Origin of the sequence: Paenibacillus favisporus (assembly GCF_040545415.1) — a bacterium.
In the GTDB taxonomy this organism is placed as follows: Bacteria; Bacillota; Bacilli; order Paenibacillales; family Paenibacillaceae; genus Paenibacillus_AQ; species Paenibacillus_AQ favisporus.
Window position 1 is genome coordinate 340,495 of the sequence record NZ_JBEPLV010000002.1, and the last position, 17,999, is coordinate 358,493.

The following is a 17,999-nucleotide window of genomic DNA, read 5'->3' on the forward strand; positions in this document are numbered from 1 at the left end:
TGGGTGATTATGAGATTAACCGTCATTGGAACTGGTTATGTCGGCCTGGTGTCCGGCGTCTGTTTTTCAGAACTCGGCAATGACGTAGTTTGCGTCGATAAGGTGAGCGCCAAAATCGATATGTTGAATAAGGGTCGGATACCTATTTTCGAACCTGGCCTTGAAGAGTTAGTCCAAAAAAATAAAAATGAGGGCAGACTTCGCTTCACAACCGATTTAACTGGAGCAGTTCATGACTCGGATATTATATTTATTGCGGTTGGCACGCCTTCGCTCCCAAGCGGTGAAGCCAACTTAAGCTTTATTGAACAAGCTGCGGAGGAAATCGGGAGATCCATGAATGGTTTCAAGGTTGTAGTGACTAAAAGCACTGTCCCTGTGGGAACGAATGAGAAAATACGAAACATAATTCAACAGCACACAACATGCTTGTTCGAAGTTGCTTCGGTTCCGGAATTTTTGCGTGAAGGAACCGCTGTTCAGGACACACTGTACCCGGACAGAATCATAATTGGAACTTCTAATGATACGGCAAGAAAATGGTTGACCAAACTGCACACACCTTTGACGGATAACATTATTGTTACTGATATTCGAAGCGCCGAGATGATTAAATATGCTTCGAATGCTTTCCTGGCTACAAAAATTTCATTCATAAATGAAATTGCTAATATTTGCGAAAAGGTAGGAGCCGATGTAACGCAGGTGGCTTTTGGAATGGGCAGCGACAAGCGAATCGGTCCTTCATTTTTAAATGCGGGGATTGGCTACGGGGGATCCTGCTTTCCGAAAGATACCCAAGCATTGATTCAAATAGCTGGACAGATGGACTATGACTTCAAACTTTTAAAGTCTGTCGTCGAGGTGAATCGTGATCAAAGATTCAATATGCTACGAAAATTAGAGGCTATTCTGGGGGACTTGCGGAGTAAAACAATTGCGATTTGGGGGTTGGCTTTTAAGCCGGAAACCGATGACGTAAGGGATGCCCCTGCTTTTGAAATTATATCAGCGCTGTTGCGTAAAGGAGCCGTCGTACGGGCTTATGACCCGATTGCAGCGGATAATTTCAAGAATCATTTTCAAGGGGCAGTTGAATATTGTGTAAGCGCCCAGAAAGCTGCCTGGCATGCTGATGCACTGTGTATTCTCACAGAATGGAAAGAATTTTGCGATACGTCCCCGTCGGTCATTCAATCTTGGTTAAAGCAGCCGAACCTTATTGACGGCAGAAACATTTATAGTGAAGAGGACCTAGCCGGAACGGAACTTAATTACTATTCCATCGGACGGCCGAACATGAACAAGGGTGTAAGAGTCAACGATCCCGTGTTATTGCAGTGATTTTATAGTAATTTATTATTTTAATCTTGTGAGGTTAAATTCCATGCTTATTCAGCCCATTGATGATTTTGGCCAAACCAATGAATTGAAGTTTATGCTGCTATTACTAAAAAGAAAAGAGACAATGCCGGAAGACTTAAGAGGGCATGTCTCTCAAATCGATTGGGATGCTTTTTTGGACCTCGTTATTCATCATAGGGTGTATCCGCTTATCTACCTCAGAATTAAAAATATGGGGGGAGATCTAATCCCTGAGAGGGTTACCTCGAATCTTCATAAACTGTACAAAAATAATACGATAAGGATGATGCAGTTAACCCGGGAAATGTGTGAAATATGCAGGACATTAACAGAAAGCGGTACTCGGACATTACAATTGAAAGGCCCCATCTTGGCTTTGCAACTATATGGTGAATTATCTTACCGGACATCTAAAGATTTGGACTTATTAATTGACGGGTCCGATGTCGCTAAAACAAATGCAATATTACTTCAACTCGGCTATCAGTCGGATCAAACAGATCAGTTTATATTTTGGGAGAAGAAATCACATCATATGTCTTTTTTTCATCCGGAAAAGTCAATACAAGTTGAAATTCATTGGCGTCTCAACCCCAATATTATAAGTTCTCCTTCATTTGAAGAACTATGGCGCAGAAAAGGAACGATAACCGTATATAATCAAGAATTTCATCATTTGGGAAATGAAGATCTGCTTGCTTATTTGGCGGATCACGGCGCCAGACATGGATGGTCCCGACTGCGCTGGCTATTGGATGTCGAGCGGCTCGTAAATGATCATCAGATTGAAAAAGAGGGATTAATCGAGTACTTTAAACGTTATGGGGGAGAAGTATATGTGCAACAGGCGGTTTGGTTATGCGAAACGTTACTAGGTTCAAACCTTCGATTAAAGCAGTTTTTGCCGAATGAAGCTAACCGAAAATCAGTTGAACTGGCTGAGCTAGCTCTTACCGGTATTCAGTATGGTCCTAACATGTCTGACAAATATGTGGCAAAGTATAAACGCAATATTCATTCTGCAATGACTCCTAAACAGAAGGCGCTGCTGTTGGTGAAGAAATTGCTCCCCAGTTCTCTTGATGCAGAAGTGCTGCCGATTGCCAAGCCGTTTTTCTTTCTATATATTCCGCTTCGTCCTTTTCTGTGGTTCTGGCGTTTAATGAAAAGAACTTAATGATCCAATGTTATAAATCGAGGCCGAGTAACGGGGTGAACGTGATTCCTGCTGCATTTATGTTTCCAGGACATTTAAATACGATTGTGACTTTGGTATTCGTTGAAGATTTAGCTTGATCCGTAGTCCCTGTTTCACCTGTTCCCCAATGTACGGAGATGATATCACAGTTTTCTGAAAAATGAAGTCCGCCTGGAATGGAATCTTTAGTGAAAAATTGCAAACGTTTGACTACGCCTGTTCCGTCGCTACCGCCAACGCAAGTCACTAGTGCTGTAGAGATGCATTTGTAACCGGTATCGTTAGATGATCCCGGTGCTGTAGTTACTGCAAGCATAGCGAATCCTAATTGTCGCTGTTGATCTGTTCGACTTCCATTAAGTTGTTCAATGTCAATGGTAACCATCGCGTCATGAGAAGAAGTTGCCTTGGGAACGAGCTGTCTTTCACTGAATCCAAACGTACGTTTAAATCGCCGACTACCTGATGAAAAGAACCGTTCTAATCTAGGATCTAGCCTTTTCAATCCCCACGCTTGATATACAGAATCATCTAAATCAATTGAAATATATGGAGAGTAAGGAATTTGGTCTGGACTGAATGATGGAGCGCAAGAAATAATCCCGTTTAGTAAATCAGTAAATCCAACTGAATTTTTTATGCTTATTCTGTTTGGGATATTGAACAAGATAATGGACGAATCCCTAGTCCCCGATGACGAATAGAGAATGGAATTGGTAATGGAGATGACGTTGCCTTCGTTATTACTGAGATTCAGCACAGGAGGCATGAAATTATAGACAATGGGATACCCTCCTCCGCCTTCACCACCAAAACGGGCACCGTCAATAAATAAGCCGCTATGTTGACCAGAATCTTCATGGCAATCAATCCATCTAGGGTTGGCATTTTGTTGAGGAGAAAGAGATACGAAAACTCCCCCCCTAATGTTCAAATAGCCATCGTTATATATGGCTGGGCCATCCGACCCATCATGAGTAATCCAACAATCGTTCATTGATGCCATATCGCAAAAGTTTCTTAACATGACAGACGTTTTCCACGATCTGCATTGAGACAACGTTAATATCGTACTTCGGCTTTCCGAAAAACTTCCTGTATCGACGCCTACTCTACACATATGAAAATAAAGCCCTGTTAGATGAATTGTTGATACGTCCACATTATTGGTTGTTAAATAAAGTGCTGTTTTATAACCTACAAAGGTTATATTTTCAGCCCTGAATTGAGTTGCCTGACTCGCAGCATTAATGCAGTCAAAAGAATTATTGCCTGGATTAGCGATCAAGTAGGTCTGGCCTTCTGACTCCAGATAGATATTTTTGTAAACGGTGATCGGAGAGCTTGTAACATATTGAGAGGGGCCAAATACAATCGAAACCGCATTCCCGTAATATGCACTGCCTCCAACAAAATTGCTCCCTTGAATCTGTTTGCGGGCATAATCGATAGCGCGTTGAATTCTATGGGTATCATCAACCTCTGAATCTGTCCTAGGAAAATCGTCAACATATACCTTGGTCATTTGTATCCCTCTCCTTTTAACAATCCCTTTGATACCCAAAATGTATGTCACAAATATTATATTGATTTATCGGTGACAGTTGCTCTGGGGATATACCCCATTTTTAAAGAAATTCAAATGTATACATAATGGAACAATTTTTGATATAATGATACATAATGTAACTTAAAATGTGCAAGGGGGCCTTCTCTTGAATACTAAAATGGCTAAGTTAGATCAATTTATCCAGCAATCCCCCGGCTATCTCGTCAGCGACATGGATGGGGAGAAAGTCATGCTGAGCATCGAGACCGGAAAGTATTACAACCTGGGGCAGATCGGCGGGCGGATCTGGGAGCTGATAGCTGCGCCGACCAGTCTGACGGATCTGGTGGGCCAATTGGTCGAAGAGTATGATATCGGGCCGGAAGCCTGCGAGCAGCAGGTGCATCCGTTTCTCAACAAGCTTGCGGCCGAAGGCCTGATACAGGTGAGAAGCGGGCATGAGCTGGAGTAGGCAGCTGCGCGCTTTTGTCCGTTTTCCATTGGCCCAGAAGACGATGTATGCCGAAGCCTACGTGCTCCTGGCATGGGGAAGAGTGCTGAAGGCACTCCCGTTCGCCAAAGTCGCCCCTTCCCTGGGGAGTTATATGAAGGAGACTTCTGAGGTGGAGCTTGGCCGGCAGGAACTGCTGACCATCCGCCAAGTCTCCAAAGCCGTTCACGGGATGAGCCGGTACACGTGGTGGGAGAGCCAATGCCTGGTCAAGGCGATCGCTGCCATGAAAATGCTGGAACGCCGCGGCCTGTCGAGCACGCTGTATTTGGGAAGCGGCAGGGACGAGCAGGGGCGGCTGGCGGCTCACGCCTGGCTGCGCTGCGGGTCGTACATCGTGACGGGAAGGGAAGGGCACGAGAAGTATACGGTTGTGGGCATTTTCGGCAATGGGGCGGCAGCGGACCGAGAGGCCGGGCTCATGACGCGGCAATCCGGATAAGGAGCTACGTACAATGAAGGATTTATTCTACTATATTCGCAAAATCCAGCGGGTCGCCGGAGGCAAACTGTACCTGAACATGTCCATGACCCTTCTCATCAGCCTGTTGGACGGCATCGGCATGTATTTGATCGTCCCGCTGCTGGGCATGATCGGCCTGCTGCAAATGGATTCGGGGAGCCTGCCGTTTTTGGCCCCGCTTACCGGGCTGATCCATTCCTGGTCCCTGCAGCTCAGCCTGCCGCTGGTCCTGGCGGCCTATGTCCTCATCCTGGGTGGACAAGCGCTGCTGCAGCGAAGCCAGACCCTCCTGAACGCAGGGATTATTCAATCCTTTATCCGGACGCTGCGGACCGAGACGTATGAAGGGCTGCTGCGGGCCAAGTGGGAGTTCTACCTGCGCAAACGCCGGTCGGATTTCAACCACGTGATGTCCAACGAGCTGGGGCGGGTCAATTACGGCACGACATTATTTTTGCAGATGGTGACGTCGCTGATTTTTACGGTGCTTCAGATTGCCCTGGCCCTGTGGCTGTCGCCGGCATTGACTGTGATGGTGCTGGTCAGCGGGATTGTGCTTGCTTTGTTCGCACGGAGGTTCGTGCGCAGGTCCAAGCGGATCGGCGAGGAGACCACCGAGCTGTCCAAGCATTATTTTGCGGGCATCAGCGACCATTTCGGCGGCATTAAGGATATCAAAAGCAACCGGCTGGAGGCGTCCCACATCCATTGGTTCCGTAAGCTGACCGATCAAATGGAGCATAACTTCCTCGAGTTCGGCCGGGTGAACTCCATGTCGCAGGTTATTTACCGCCTGTCCTCCGTCGTGCTGATCGCGGCATTTATGTACGTGGCGATCGCGGTACTGCATACCCCGGCGGAGCAGCTGATTACGGTCGTGCTCATTTTTACCCGACTGTGGCCAAGATTTATCGGCATTCAGTCGAATATGGAGCAGCTCAGCTCGAATCTGCCGGCGTTTCATGACATGCGGAAGCTGCAGCAGGAATACGAAGCCGAGCAGGAGCTGATCAGCCCGGAAGAAGTGGGGGCTTCGAAGCTTGCCTTGGTAGACGGAATCAGCTGCACCGATGTCAGCTACCGGTACAACCCCAAGGAGCCGCAATACGCGCTGCGCGATATCCATGTCCATATTCCGGCGAACCGCATGACCGCCATTGTCGGCAAATCCGGCGCCGGGAAAAGCACGCTAGTCGACCTGCTAATGGGGCTGATCCATCCCGAAGAGGGAGAAGTGCGGGCGGACGGCGTTTCGCTCCAGCGCGAACGCCAGCTGCTGGCGCTGCGCGGCTCGATCGGATACGTAGCGCAGGATCCGTTCCTGTTCAACGAGAGCATCCGCTACAATTTGCAGCTAGTGGACCCCAATGCGCAGGATGACGATCTATGGCAGGCGCTGGAGTTCTCGGCCTCGGCCGAGTTCGTCCGCAAGCTGTCGCAGGGATTGGACACGGTCATCGGGGACCGGGGCGTTCGCCTGTCAGGTGGAGAGCGCCAGCGGCTAGTGCTGGCCCGCGCGATTTTGAAGCGGCCGAGCATTCTTGTATTGGATGAAGCGACAAGCGCGCTCGACAGCGAAAATGAGCTTCTGATCCAGCAGGCGCTGGAGCGACTCAAAGGAAGCATGACGATGATCGTGATCGCCCACCGGCTGTCCACCATCCGGAACGCGGACCATGTGATCGTGATGGAGCAGGGCAAGGTGATTCAGCAGGGCGGTTATTTGCAGCTGTCGCAGGAGAGCAAAGGTTCCTTCAGTAAATTGCTGAGCTACCAGAGCGGAGCTCAAATGCAGGTATGATTCGGATGAAAAGCAGCCCCCGGGAGGCGTTCGCGCTTCTGCGGGGGCTTCTGTTATATTTCATGTAAGATGGCGTCCAAAGTGAAGCTGTCCCTGTAACCTCAGCCTTTCCTTCCTTATTTTCGAACGGAACCGCATGCATACTCCTTTTCTCCATGAACGTATATTGGATAAGATTTTATCGATATTAGCCTTGTTTATGCTCGCTGCTTAACAGGTCATACAACAGGTTTGACAAAGGTGCGGGGGCCCCGGCCCGCTGTGATGCTTGTTTAAAAATGCCCACGTCCTTTAACGGAATATGGCTTTGAGTAAAGAGATGATCCATGTTCTCGGCAGCCATCTGGCCGTAACGTTTATAAATCGGGGCGTTAAACAGCGTTTGGGTCAGCATATCCATCACAGGCTTGGGATCGCCACCGCTCTTTTCGACCATGGAGAGAGCTTCACGGATGGTGTACACGGCGGAAGTAATCATGAAGTTTCCAACCAGTTTCACCTGATTCGCTGCCCCGGCTTTTTCACCAAAATCGAAAATATTCAGCCCTCCCATAGCCTCCAAAACCGGGCGGACGCGGTCTTTAGCCTGCCGAGGCCCAGCCATGGGGATGGAGAGCTGACGTGCTACTGCAGCCTCCGGGACTCCAAAGATGGGGGCTTCAACCAGGGTGCTGCCATGCTCTGCGTGAACAGCTGCCAGCTTTTTGGATGTATCCGGCGATATCGTGCTCATCGAGATATGAATCCCCCCTTTACCAAGCTTCTCTAAAAAGCTATCGCTCATGACGATGCTCTCCACGGACGCATCATCCCACAAAATGGTGACGACGATTCCGCCAGCGGTAACGGCCTCGTCGGGTCTGGATGCCAGCCGGGCACCTTGGGCAATCAAAGGTTCGGCTTTGCTGGCCGTCCTGTTATGCACCACCAAAGGATACCCTGCATCGAGGAGATTGTTAGCCAGCGGCAGACCTAAGCTGCCAAGTCCGATAAATCCGATCGTCTCGTTCATCATGTTTATCCTCCTGGAAATGTGAATGTTATAAACATTACGTTAACGTCATGTTTGTGGCAAAAAAAATTAATGCTGCTCTGCGTCCTTGAGCCATTGCTCAAAGCGGTCGATATGGGTCAGCAAATCGGTCCGGAATTGTTGTAACCCCTCGATCTTCTGATCCGTCTCTGCGAGGTGCTGCTTCAAGATGCCGAGCACTTTCTGTTTAGGTTGTACACCACTGGGGTCCATGAAATAGAGGTCGATCACGTCCCGTATTTCCTCCAAGCTGAGCCCAAGCTTCTTTAATTGGTCGATCTTGCGCAGCCGCGCAACGGTCTCGTCTGTATAGTAATGCTGCCCATTGCCTTCGCGCTCGCCTGGAGGGATCAGCCCCATTTTTTCGTAATATCGAACCGTTCGCTGAGTAACCCCCGCTCGTTCCGATAAATCCCCTATGCGCATGCGATCCTTCATATCTTGCCCTCCAAACATGACGTTAACGTCGTGTTTATAAAATATCATCTTAATCCGGCTTTGTAAAGCGCGTACGCATATTGTGCCGGCTGCATCCCGTGCGGTGTTGAGTAAAATGATCGCAAAACAAACGCAAAATAGGTCACAGGTTGCCTTTAACCGGCCCATGAGACACCAAAGCTTATTCGTTCAGCTTTTATAAAAAGAAACAGGTTCTGCTTTGGACAACACAGCCCCTGCATTATACAATGAAGAAAACATCTTTCGAAATAACCTGACAGAAGACAGACCACGTTTGGCGGGTTCGTTTTCTTGGGAAGTCAGAATACAGGTGTCCATTTTGATGCTTACTGATTTCGTTAGGAGAAAAGATACAGGCGAGGGGAGAGTACAGGATGAATTCCATGCAAACGGATCCGTTTATACGAAATAATCGTGAGGCCGAGATCGCGTCCAGGTCCGAGCGGCTTGCGGCGGTATTTGCGGAGAGGGCTGCGGAACATGACCGGGAAGGATCGTTCCCGTTTGAAAATTTTGCTGACCTGAAGGAGTCGGGTTATTTAAAGCTGACGGTGCCGGCGGAGTTTGGCGGTGAGGAAGCGTCGCTGTACGAAATGATCCTTGCCCAAGAACGGCTGGGAAAAGGGGACGGCTCGACGACGCTCGCGGTCGGCTGGCATGTGAGCCAGGTACTGCAGATGCGCATCGGCCAGTCGTGGCCGCGCGAGCTGTATGCCGACTTCTGCAGGCAAATCGTCCATGATGGGGCGATGATCAACCAGTTTGCCAGCGAACCGTCGACCGGCAGTCCGAGCCGGGGCGGCCGTCCGGGAACGAAAGCGGAGCGAACGGAAGGGGGCTGGCTGCTGACTGGCCGCAAAACGTTCAGCTCGCTCATTCCGGTGCTGGATCAGTTTACGGTCACTGCATTTGTGGAGGAAGAAGACAAGACCGGAACGTTTTTGGTGCGGAAGGGTCCAGGTGTCAGCATTGACGAAACGTGGAATACGATGGGCATGCGGGCGACCGGCAGCCACGACCTGGTGATGGAGGAGGTGTTCGTGCCGGACGGGGAACGGATCGATAGTGAGGATCCTTTAGGAGGACAGCCGGCAGGTAAGATGTCCGATCATGGAGGGGCGCTGCTGCATATCCCGGCATGTTATATCGGCATCGCCTGGGCTGCCCGGGATTTTGCGGTGCGTTACGCCGCCAATTACCGGCCGAACAGCCTGCCGGGGCCCATTGCCGACCTTCCGCATATTCAGCAGAAGATCGGGGAGATGGAGTCCGAGCTGATCACCGCCCGCACGCTCATGTACAGTGTGGCGGACCGCTGGGACCGCCACCCGGAGCTGCGGCCGGGCATGAGGCCCGATCTCGGGCTCGTGAAGACGACGGCGACCCATGCGGCCCTGCGCATCGTCGATCTGGCGATGCGCATTGTGGGCGGGGCCAGCCTGTCGCGCCAGCTCCCGCTGGAGCGGATGTACCGCGACGTGCGGGCGGGTCTGCACAACCCGCCGATGGACGATACGGTCACATCGATGCTCGCCCGCCGGGCGATCGCTGACGTAATCGCAGCCGGAGAAGGGAGTACCGGAACCAACCGGTAGGATCGGCCCGTAGGCTCATGCTCGTAGAATCGCAGGACTTCGAAACAGCAGTAAAGGCAGCCGGAATGATTCCGGCTGCCTTTTTCTTTTATGAGATTGAACTTCTACCCTCTAATGAACGGCAACGGCAATGGGTGCACTCCTCATTTTGAGGGGGCACCGTGTGATAAGGAGCCGTTTCCGCAATATACGTCTATGTCTCAAGCAAGATCTCCCCGGTACGGGACAGATCATACCCTGCGATGCTCTGCAGCTCGCGGCGGAACTCCTCCGAACGTAAAATGCCCATCAGCGACTCGATCCAAGGCATATTTTCCGCCGATTTGAGCACGACCAGGTCGTAGCGTTCCTCGATCAGCGGGATAAAATCCACGCCGCCTACGATTGCTGCCGCCTTTTCGATGCCAATCCCGACATCAGCCTCCCCGGAAGCGACCGTGCCGGCGACCGCAATATGGTTGGTCTGCTCCTCGCCGTAGCCCTGCAGCTGATCCCGCCGGATCCCGTGCAGCCGCAGCTGTTCATCGAGCAGAACGCGGGCACCCGACCCTTTTTCGCGGTTGACGAGCCGCAGCCCCGGACGGGAAAGATCGGCCCAGTCTTTTAGCTCAAGGGGATTCCCCTTTTGGACATAGAGTCCCGCCTTTCGCGATAGCAGGTTGACGACCAAATACGGAAAGCCGACCAAAATCCGCTTAATGTAAGGCAAATTGTATTCGCCTGTATCACCGTCTAGCAGATGGGTGCTCACGATGTCGGACTCTCCGCGGTACATCGCAATCAGGCTGTCCAGACTCCCGACATATGCGCGGAGCGGACGGATGCCGGGCGTATGCTTTTCCATATGCTTAACGAGAATGTCAAGGCTGATATCCTGCCCGGTAATGACTACCGAACGGGTTCCGCCGGCTCCGACAGCGGCAGGTTGAAAGGAAACCGGCTCCGGCGGAGCCGGGCGGTGTTCGGCCGCCTGCAGTCCTTTAGCCCTTTGCTTGTAGGCTTCCAAATCTGCGGCATCGACGCGCATTTGCTTGCCCACCCGATACGAAGGCAGCTCGCCTTTTTTGATCAGGTCGTAAACGGTGAGCTTGGATATTTTCAGGAGCTTGGCAATCTCCTCGGTCGTATACGAAATGTCGCTGGACATGAGCTTCCTCCTTGTACGTTGTATGTTTCGCTAAACGTTTCGTTATATGTTATCTTTCCTTGTTATGGCTTAGGTCTGAACCCTGTGAACATAGTGTCTTCTATTGTATCACACCCGGATGTGAAAATTGTGCAAACCGTATTTACAACCTCGCGGCCCACTGGATATAATCAATTATATCTAATTATAACTAAATATAACGATTAAGGATTGGAGATTACGGATGATCAAAAGGGGTAAGAAACCAGGTGTTTGGCTGATCCTCGCTACCCTCGTTCTGATGCTGGCAGGCTGCGGATCGAGTTCCGGTTCGGCTGCAGACCCGAAATCGGCCGACTCAGGAGCCGCTGCGGAAACTTCTAATAGAGAGGCTGCGCAGCAGGTGGAACTGATTATCTCCGCTGCCGCCAGCATGACGGATGCGCTGCAGGAGATTCAACAAGCGTATGAGGCGGAGCATGCGAACGTCAAACTGAACTTTAACTTTGGCGCTTCGGGTGCGCTGCAGCAGCAGATCGAGCAGGGCGCACCGGCGGATCTGTTCCTCTCGGCTGCCGTGAAGAACATGAAGGCCCTGGAGGACAAGCAGCTCATCGATTCTTCGCATGAGAAAGACCTACTCGCCAATGAGCTTGTGGCCGTCGTGAACGCCAAAGAACCGGCCCAAGTCTCGGGCATGGAGGACCTGAAAGGAACCGGCTTGAAAAAAATCGCTATCGGCATTCCGGAAAGCGTTCCGGCAGGGAACTACGCCAAGGAAGCACTGACGAACGCCAACCTGTGGGACACGCTCCAGCCGAAGCTGGTGCAGGCCAAGGATGTGCGGCAGGTGCTGCAGTACGTAGAAACTGGCAATGCGGATGCGGGTTTTGTGTATAAAACGGATGCATTGACTTCGGATCAGGTCAAAGTGGCGCTTACTGTCGACCCGTCTGCCTATACGCCGATCGTTTACCCGGTCGGAATCGTTAAGGCGACGAAGCACAGCCAGGAGGCGGTGGATTTTTACGAGTACCTCCAGACAGATTCGGTGCTGGACATTTTTAAAAAATACGGATTTTCCGTGCCGCAGCAGGGTTAACAGATGATGGACTGGCAGGCGTTTTGGGATCCGGTCAGACTGTCCCTACAGGTTGCCCTGCTTTCGAGTCTGATCGTGATCGTCCTGGGTACGGGAGCTGCTTGGTGGATGGCAAGGCATCATTTCCCGGGAAAAATCGTTCTGGAGACGTTGTTCATGCTGCCTCTGGTCCTGCCGCCGACCGTGGTGGGGTTTCTGCTCCTGATGCTGCTTGGCCGCCGCAGTTGGGTGGGGCAGCTGATCGAATGGCTGTGGGATGCGCCGATAATTTTTTCCTGGTGGGCCGCTGTTGTGGCGACCATCGTCGTGGCATTCCCGCTCGTGTATCAGACGATGAAGAACGGCTTCGCCGCCGTTGATCCGGATCTGGAAAAGGCAGCCCGCTCTGACGGGGCAGGCGAGTGGAGGGTGTTCCGCTCCATTACGCTGCCGCTCACTTACTCCTCGCTGCTGACCGCGCTCGTGCTCGGGTTTGCGCGCGCGCTCGGCGAGTTCGGCGCTACGCTCATGGTTGCCGGGAACATTCCCGGCAAGACGCAGACGGTGCCAACGGCCATTTACGTGGCGGTCGACGCCGGCAACATGCCGATGGCCTGGGCGTGGACGCTGGCGATCGTCGCAATGTCTTTTGTCATGCTGCTGCTGACCGGAAGGAAAGCACCGGAAGCGGAGCGGCCGCGAGGGGGCACAGAGGTATCGAGGGAAAGCCGGGGATAACGGAGGAGTATTGGTTTCGGGTTGTTTGTTGATCATGCATCGATAAGAATATATAGCCCCAGGCAAAACAGTATAGTGGATATCAAGAAGAGGAAGGTTTTTCTCAGCCACCATGGAAAATGCTTATAGATCAAACCTGCAATAAAGCTGCAGATTATTGCTGCGATATTTCCTGAAATCGTATCGGCAAGGGGCCATACATTCATCACATCCGTAACGCTGCCCTTAGATTTTCCACGTTTAATGGCAAGGCCAGATCTAATCGCCATAAACGATACAATCCATATAAGGACAACGAGTATAAGCTTCCACCACTTCATGTGCAATTCCTTTCTATGTAGCAGGATATTGTAGCAGTATATATAAACGGGCGGATTACGCCGAGACTAATGTTTGTACGGTATATCGCCTAAAGTCCGTAGGATATTGTATAGCATAGGTCGTTATATGCCTATAGAAATAATCTGGAATAAGTGATTTGATTTTGGCCCATAAAGCGGCTTTAGGGCGAAGATAGGTATACTTGTGCTTGATCGATTTTGTCATACAAAAAAAGGGCTGTCCCCGCGCCAAAATGGCGGGGACAGCCCTTTGTGATATATACGGCAATGCCAAACCTAACGGTTAAATGTTATACCTGGCCAGTAACTTACACCTGCTCAATAATGAGCGGCACGACTTTGCCGGCGTTGACGTCGATCAGCCCGTGATCGGTGATTTTGAGGTACGGGCTTACCGGCAGGGAATGCGTCGCGATCGACATGATCGGGTTGTAGTGCTTGTACCCAAGCTCTTCCATCGCCTCGCGCACCTGCTGGACGGACTCGGCGGCCAGATCAAGCGGATCCTCGGTCAGGATGCCGCCGACCGGCAGGTGCATGTTGGCTTTAATCTCGCCGTCCAGAGTGACACAGAAGCCGCCCTGCTGGCGGATGACGGTGTTTGCAGCGAGGACCATGTCCTCGACGTTGTGGCCGATCACCAGCAGGTTGTGGTTGTCGTGGGAGTAAGTCGTCGCCACGGCGCCGCGCTGGATCGTATCGCCCGCGATGAAGCCGAACGCTTTTTGGCGTCCTTTGCCGTACCGTTCGAACGTGGCGATCATGCCGCAGCCGCTGTCTTCCCACAGCAGCCGGCCATTCGCGGCCGGCACGTCCACCTGGCTCTCCTTGGTGAAGGTCGAGCCGTCCTGGATCGTCATCACCCGGCACCGGTAGATGCCGTCCTCCACGCCGGCCGCCGCTTCAAAATCGGCGGCGCTCAGCTCGTCCAGCTGGACGCTGTGGTAGAAGTGCTCCGGGAACCGGTAGCCGCTCGACTGCGGCTCAAAGGCTTTGGCGGCGGAGTACACTTCCGCCCCTTTTTTGTACACCGATTCCAGCTTCAGCTCGGACAAATCCGAGATTAGCTGGAAGTCGGCGATTTTGCCCGGTGCGATGGAGCCCCGATCGTACATCCGCATGCGGCGGGACGGGGAGAAGGTCGCGGCGTAGATCGCCCGCTCCGGAGACATCCCCATGCCGATGGCCTTGCGCACGATCTGGTTCAGATGGCCGCGGGCGCGGAACGAATCCGCCATGACGTCGTCGGTCACGAAGCAGAAATGCTCGGAAACGTCGTGGCGGATCAGGTAGTCCATCACTTCCGGCGTCATCGATTTCTCCTGGATTTCAATGAACATGCCGGCCGCAATCCGCTCCTCCAGCCCCTGCAGCGTCTGATGCGTATGGTCCGAGTTGACGCCGGCGTAAATGACGCGCTGCAGGTCCAGATCCAGCAGCTTCGGCACGTGGCCTTCGATGACGAGCTCAGGATAATGCGAGCGGATATGCTCCAGGATGCGGTTCGTTTTGCAGTCCGGGTCGGTAATGATGTCGACGTAGTTCATGATCTCGCCGAGGCAGATGACATCGCCCGTGGACAGGAGGGCGTCCATGTCCTCGATTTCGATCGATCCGCCCGTCGTTTCCATCGAGGTGGACGGAACCGAGCTTGGAATGGCGTAGAACATGTCCACCGGACAGTTCCGGCTCGCCTTGATCATCTCGAGAACGCCGTCGAGGCCGAACACGTTGGCCATCTCATGCGGCTCGGGTACGATCGTGGTGACGCCGTTTCGCAGGAGACCCGCCGAGAAGGATTCCGGCGTCACCATCGTGCTTTCGATGTGCAGATGGATGTCGATGAAGCCGGGGACCATATAGAGTCCCTCCGCGTTAATGACCTGCTTGGCCTGGAACGTATCTTCGCCCCTCAGGCCGATATAGAAAAACTTGCCGTCCTTGACGGCGACGTTGTTGGTAGACCACTGCTTAAAGTAACTGTTGTACACCTTGGCTTGAAGAAATAGCAAATCTGCTTGCATATGTTGTTCCCCCTATGGTTATTCGACAAGAACGAGCTTATCCGATGGAAACAACAGACGGATTTCCTGCCCGTTCGCATAGGGCTGCTGCATTTCCTGGTTGACCGTAAATTCGCCCAGCGGCGTATCGACGACGTATTGGTAGCTGCGTCCAAGATACGTGCTGACTTTGACCTTGCCGGTCAGTACGTTGTCGCCGGGATTGATCTCCTGCAGCGTACCGGCAATGAGGTCGTCGGGGCGGATGGCGCCCTTCATCGTGACGGGCATGCCATCGGCCTTGGCGGCATGAAAATGGTAGTCTCCCTTGCGCAGGGAGAAGAAGGAGCCTTCGCTGTCCCGCTCGTCAAAATGGATGAAGTTGTTGAAGCCGATGAAGCGGGCGACGAATTCGGATTTCGGATACTGGAAAATGACCGACGGCTGATCCAGCTGCTCGATGATCCCTTTGTTCATGACGGCAACCCGGTCTGAAATGGAGAAGCACTCCTCCTGGTCGTGTGATACGTACACGGTCGTGATGCCAAGCTCCTGCTGGATGCGGCGGATTTCCACGCGCATGTTCACCCTGAGGTTGGCGTCCAGATTGGAGAGCGGCTCATCAAACAGGAGCAGATCCGGCTCAATGACGAGGGCCCGTGCGATGGCGACGCGCTGTTTCTGGCCGCCGGAGAGCGCCTGCGGGAATCTTTTTTCAAATCCGCCGAGGTTGACGATCTCCAGCATGTTCATGACCCGCTTCTTGATTTCGTCTTCCTTGACTTTGCGCTGGCGCAGTCCGAAGGCGACGTTGTCAAACACGGACAGGTGCGGGAACAAAGCGTAGCTCTGGAAAACAAAGCCGAAATTCCGCTTATTGATCGGCACGCGCGTATAGTCTTTGCCGCTGAATTTGAAGGCTCCGTCCGTCGCTTCGAGGAAGCCGGCGATGAGCCGAAGGGTGGTCGTTTTGCCGCAGCCGCTGGGACCCAGCAGGGAGATCAGGTGGCCTTTCTCAATGGAAAGGTTGAAGTCTTTCAGAATATACTGCTGGTCATAGGCGACCGATACGTTTTCAAGTTGTAGTAGTGCCATCGTCTCACGCCTTTCGTTATTGTTTGGTGAAATAGGTTAGTCCGAGCAGCCTTTCAATGACGAACATGAACACGGCCGTGATCAGCATGAGCAGGACCGAGATGGCTGCGATGGTCGGGTCAAAATAGTTTTCGACGTAGGTCAGCATTTGGATCGGCAGCGTGCTGACGCCCGGACCGGTCATAAACAGCGAAATATCCACGTTGTTGAACGATTCGAGGAACGCGAGCAGCACCGAAGCGATGATGCCGGATTTAATGTTCGGCAGGACGACTTTGAAAAAGGTCGCAAGCCGGCTGGATCCAAGGCTGAGCGCCGCTTCCTCGACCGCGAAATCGAAGTTGGCGAGGCTGGAGCCGATGACCCGGATAATAAACGGCAGCATAATGATCGTATGGCCGATCAGGAGCGACGTATAAATCGGAAAGTGGAACGTGATGACGACGTACTTGAGCAGCGTAAAGCCCAGCACGATCCCTGGAATGAGCAGGGGGGACAGGAACACCGCATTCAGCGTGTCCTTGCCCCGGAACGTAACCCGGTTCAAGGCGTAAGCGGCCGGAACGCCGAGCAGAATCGCAATCACGTTGCCGAGCAGTGAGACGATGATCGACGTTTTGAAGGTCGACATGAACATCTCCACGTCAAAAATATTCTGGTACCATTTCAGCGAAAAACCGGTCGGCGGAAATTTCAGCACCGTTCCCGGCTCGAAGGACGTCACCGCGATGATCAGGAGCGGCCCGAGCAGGAACAAGTAAACGATAAAGGAAAAGAGGGCGAGCCCCGGATTTTTGGTCTTCATAGTTCTACCCCTTCGGATTGAATTTGGCCGCTGCTTTATTCATCAGCCCGATGACGATGAACGTAATGATCATCATGATGGTGGCAATGGCCGAAGCCGCCTGCCAGTCATTCAGCGTAATGGCGTTCTGGTACAGGAAGGTCGCGACGACGCGCTTTTTCCCGCCCAGCAGGGCAGGCGTGGTGTAAGCGGTCAGGCTGCCGACGAACACGAGAATGCTGCCGACGATCAATCCCGGTATACTGAGCGGGATAACGATTTTACGGAAAGCCGTCAGCTTGGACGCCCCCAGGCTCTGCGCCGCCCGGACCAAATCGTGGTCGATGGACTCGAGCACCCCGACCAGCGTAATCAGAATCAGGGGAAGGAACAGATGGACCAGACCGATAATCATCGCCGTCGGCGTATAAAGAATGCTGAGCGGATCGTGAATGATGCCCAGCTTGATCAGCACATTGTTGACCAGACCGTTTTTGCCGAGAATGATCATCCAGCTGAAGGAGCGGACGACCGAGCTCGTGAGCAGCGGGAAAATCGCCAGTGCCAGCAAAATGCCCTTTTTGCGCGGAGGCATCATGGACAAATAGTAGGCGACAGGGAATCCGATCAGGATGCACAGCAGGGTGGTCGCGACGCTGACGAGCAGCGTCGTTCCCAATATATCAAGGAAGTACGAGTCCTTGAAAAATTGCAAGTAGATGCCGAACGTGAAGCTCCCGTCCTTGAACAGCGTCGAGCCGACCGTGAGGATCAGCGGAACGATCATGAACAAGGTCAGAAACAGCAGCCCGGGTGCGAGCAGCAGGTACAAGTATCGCTTTTTCATGAATGTAATC

At 52.4% G+C, this 17,999-nt stretch carries 17 protein-coding genes; 8 read left to right on the forward strand and 9 right to left on the reverse strand.

Going from position 1 to position 17,999, the window contains the following annotated elements:
- Positions 1-9: 9 nt before the first annotated feature.
- Together ABID47_RS09640 and ABID47_RS09645 are read left to right on the forward strand one after the other, a co-directional pair.
- Complete coding sequence (locus ABID47_RS09640; protein WP_354496210.1) at positions 10-1,344, forward strand: UDP-glucose dehydrogenase family protein; 1,335 nt, start codon at positions 10-12, stop codon at positions 1,342-1,344.
- 43 nt (positions 1,345-1,387) lie between these two features.
- Positions 1,388-2,542: a nucleotidyltransferase domain-containing protein gene (locus ABID47_RS09645; RefSeq protein ID WP_354496212.1), complete on the forward strand. Its 1,155-nt coding sequence runs from the start codon at positions 1,388-1,390 to the stop codon at positions 2,540-2,542.
- 10 nt (positions 2,543-2,552) lie between these two features.
- Here the strand turns inward: ABID47_RS09645 and ABID47_RS09650 are convergent, their stop codons facing one another.
- Positions 2,553-4,088, reverse strand: coding sequence for a hypothetical protein (locus tag ABID47_RS09650; RefSeq protein WP_354496214.1), 1,536 nt, complete (start codon positions 4,086-4,088; stop codon positions 2,553-2,555).
- A 202-nt stretch (positions 4,089-4,290) separates the two neighbouring features.
- Here ABID47_RS09650 and ABID47_RS09655 point away from each other — a divergent pair, with 202 nt between their 5' ends.
- Genes ABID47_RS09655 through ABID47_RS09665 form a run of 3 tightly spaced genes read left to right on the forward strand, consistent with a single transcriptional unit; the run spans position 4,291 to position 6,887 of the window.
- Positions 4,291-4,584 (forward strand): lasso peptide biosynthesis PqqD family chaperone, encoded by a 294-nt coding sequence (locus ABID47_RS09655; RefSeq protein WP_105441681.1) that lies wholly within the window; start codon positions 4,291-4,293, stop codon positions 4,582-4,584.
- The gene (locus ABID47_RS09660) at positions 4,571-5,065 is read left to right on the forward strand and encodes a lasso peptide biosynthesis B2 protein (RefSeq protein ID WP_354496216.1); all 495 of its coding nucleotides are present in this window, start codon (positions 4,571-4,573) and stop codon (positions 5,063-5,065) included. Before ABID47_RS09655 ends, ABID47_RS09660 begins: the two co-directional genes overlap by 14 nt.
- Before the next feature lie 13 nt (positions 5,066-5,078).
- Positions 5,079-6,887 carry an ABC transporter ATP-binding protein gene (locus ABID47_RS09665; RefSeq protein WP_354496218.1) on the forward strand — a complete coding sequence of 603 codons (1,809 nt, stop codon included), beginning with the start codon at positions 5,079-5,081 and terminating at the stop codon, positions 6,885-6,887.
- Between the two features lie 187 nt (positions 6,888-7,074).
- Here the strand turns inward: ABID47_RS09665 and ABID47_RS09670 are convergent, their stop codons facing one another.
- Together ABID47_RS09670 and ABID47_RS09675 are read right to left on the reverse strand one after the other, a co-directional pair.
- Positions 7,075-7,902 carry an NAD(P)-dependent oxidoreductase gene (locus ABID47_RS09670; RefSeq protein ID WP_354496220.1) on the reverse strand — a complete coding sequence of 276 codons (828 nt, stop codon included), beginning with the start codon at positions 7,900-7,902 and terminating at the stop codon, positions 7,075-7,077.
- Positions 7,903-7,968: 66 nt separating this feature from the next.
- Positions 7,969-8,358, reverse strand: a complete 390-nt coding sequence (locus ABID47_RS09675; RefSeq protein ID WP_076170364.1) for a MerR family transcriptional regulator — start codon at positions 8,356-8,358, stop codon at positions 7,969-7,971.
- Positions 8,359-8,753: 395 nt separating this feature from the next.
- Between ABID47_RS09675 and ABID47_RS09680 the strand changes: the two genes are divergently transcribed.
- Entirely contained in the window at positions 8,754-9,974 is a 1,221-nt protein-coding gene (locus ABID47_RS09680) for an acyl-CoA dehydrogenase family protein (RefSeq protein ID WP_354496222.1), read from the forward strand.
- 193 nt (positions 9,975-10,167) lie between these two features.
- Here the strand turns inward: ABID47_RS09680 and ABID47_RS09685 are convergent, their stop codons facing one another.
- Positions 10,168-11,121 (reverse strand): helix-turn-helix transcriptional regulator, encoded by a 954-nt coding sequence (locus tag ABID47_RS09685; RefSeq protein ID WP_354496224.1) that lies wholly within the window; start codon positions 11,119-11,121, stop codon positions 10,168-10,170.
- A gap of 223 nt (positions 11,122-11,344) precedes the next feature.
- Between ABID47_RS09685 and modA the strand changes: the two genes are divergently transcribed.
- Both modA and modB read left to right on the forward strand, forming a co-directional pair.
- Positions 11,345-12,202: a molybdate ABC transporter substrate-binding protein gene (modA, locus tag ABID47_RS09690; RefSeq protein ID WP_354496226.1), complete on the forward strand. Its 858-nt coding sequence runs from the start codon at positions 11,345-11,347 to the stop codon at positions 12,200-12,202.
- Between the two features lie 3 nt (positions 12,203-12,205).
- The gene (gene modB, locus ABID47_RS09695; protein ID WP_354496228.1) at positions 12,206-12,919 is read left to right on the forward strand and encodes a molybdate ABC transporter permease subunit; all 714 of its coding nucleotides are present in this window, start codon (positions 12,206-12,208) and stop codon (positions 12,917-12,919) included.
- A gap of 32 nt (positions 12,920-12,951) precedes the next feature.
- Here the strand turns inward: modB and ABID47_RS09700 are convergent, their stop codons facing one another.
- From ABID47_RS09700 to ABID47_RS09720, 5 genes are all read right to left on the reverse strand, one after another.
- Positions 12,952-13,239, reverse strand: coding sequence for a hypothetical protein (locus tag ABID47_RS09700; RefSeq protein WP_163878269.1), 288 nt, complete (start codon positions 13,237-13,239; stop codon positions 12,952-12,954).
- A gap of 329 nt (positions 13,240-13,568) precedes the next feature.
- A complete protein-coding gene (locus ABID47_RS09705) occupies positions 13,569-15,284 on the reverse strand; it encodes an adenine deaminase C-terminal domain-containing protein (protein ID WP_354496231.1) in 1,716 nt (571 codons plus the stop codon).
- 18 nt (positions 15,285-15,302) lie between these two features.
- Positions 15,303-16,358 (reverse strand): ABC transporter ATP-binding protein, encoded by a 1,056-nt coding sequence (locus ABID47_RS09710; RefSeq protein ID WP_145947083.1) that lies wholly within the window; start codon positions 16,356-16,358, stop codon positions 15,303-15,305.
- A 16-nt stretch (positions 16,359-16,374) separates the two neighbouring features.
- Entirely contained in the window at positions 16,375-17,163 is a 789-nt protein-coding gene (locus ABID47_RS09715; protein WP_116232370.1) for an ABC transporter permease, read from the reverse strand.
- 4 nt (positions 17,164-17,167) lie between these two features.
- Positions 17,168-17,989: an ABC transporter permease gene (locus ABID47_RS09720; protein WP_076170355.1), complete on the reverse strand. Its 822-nt coding sequence runs from the start codon at positions 17,987-17,989 to the stop codon at positions 17,168-17,170.
- Positions 17,990-17,999 lie beyond the last annotated feature (10 nt).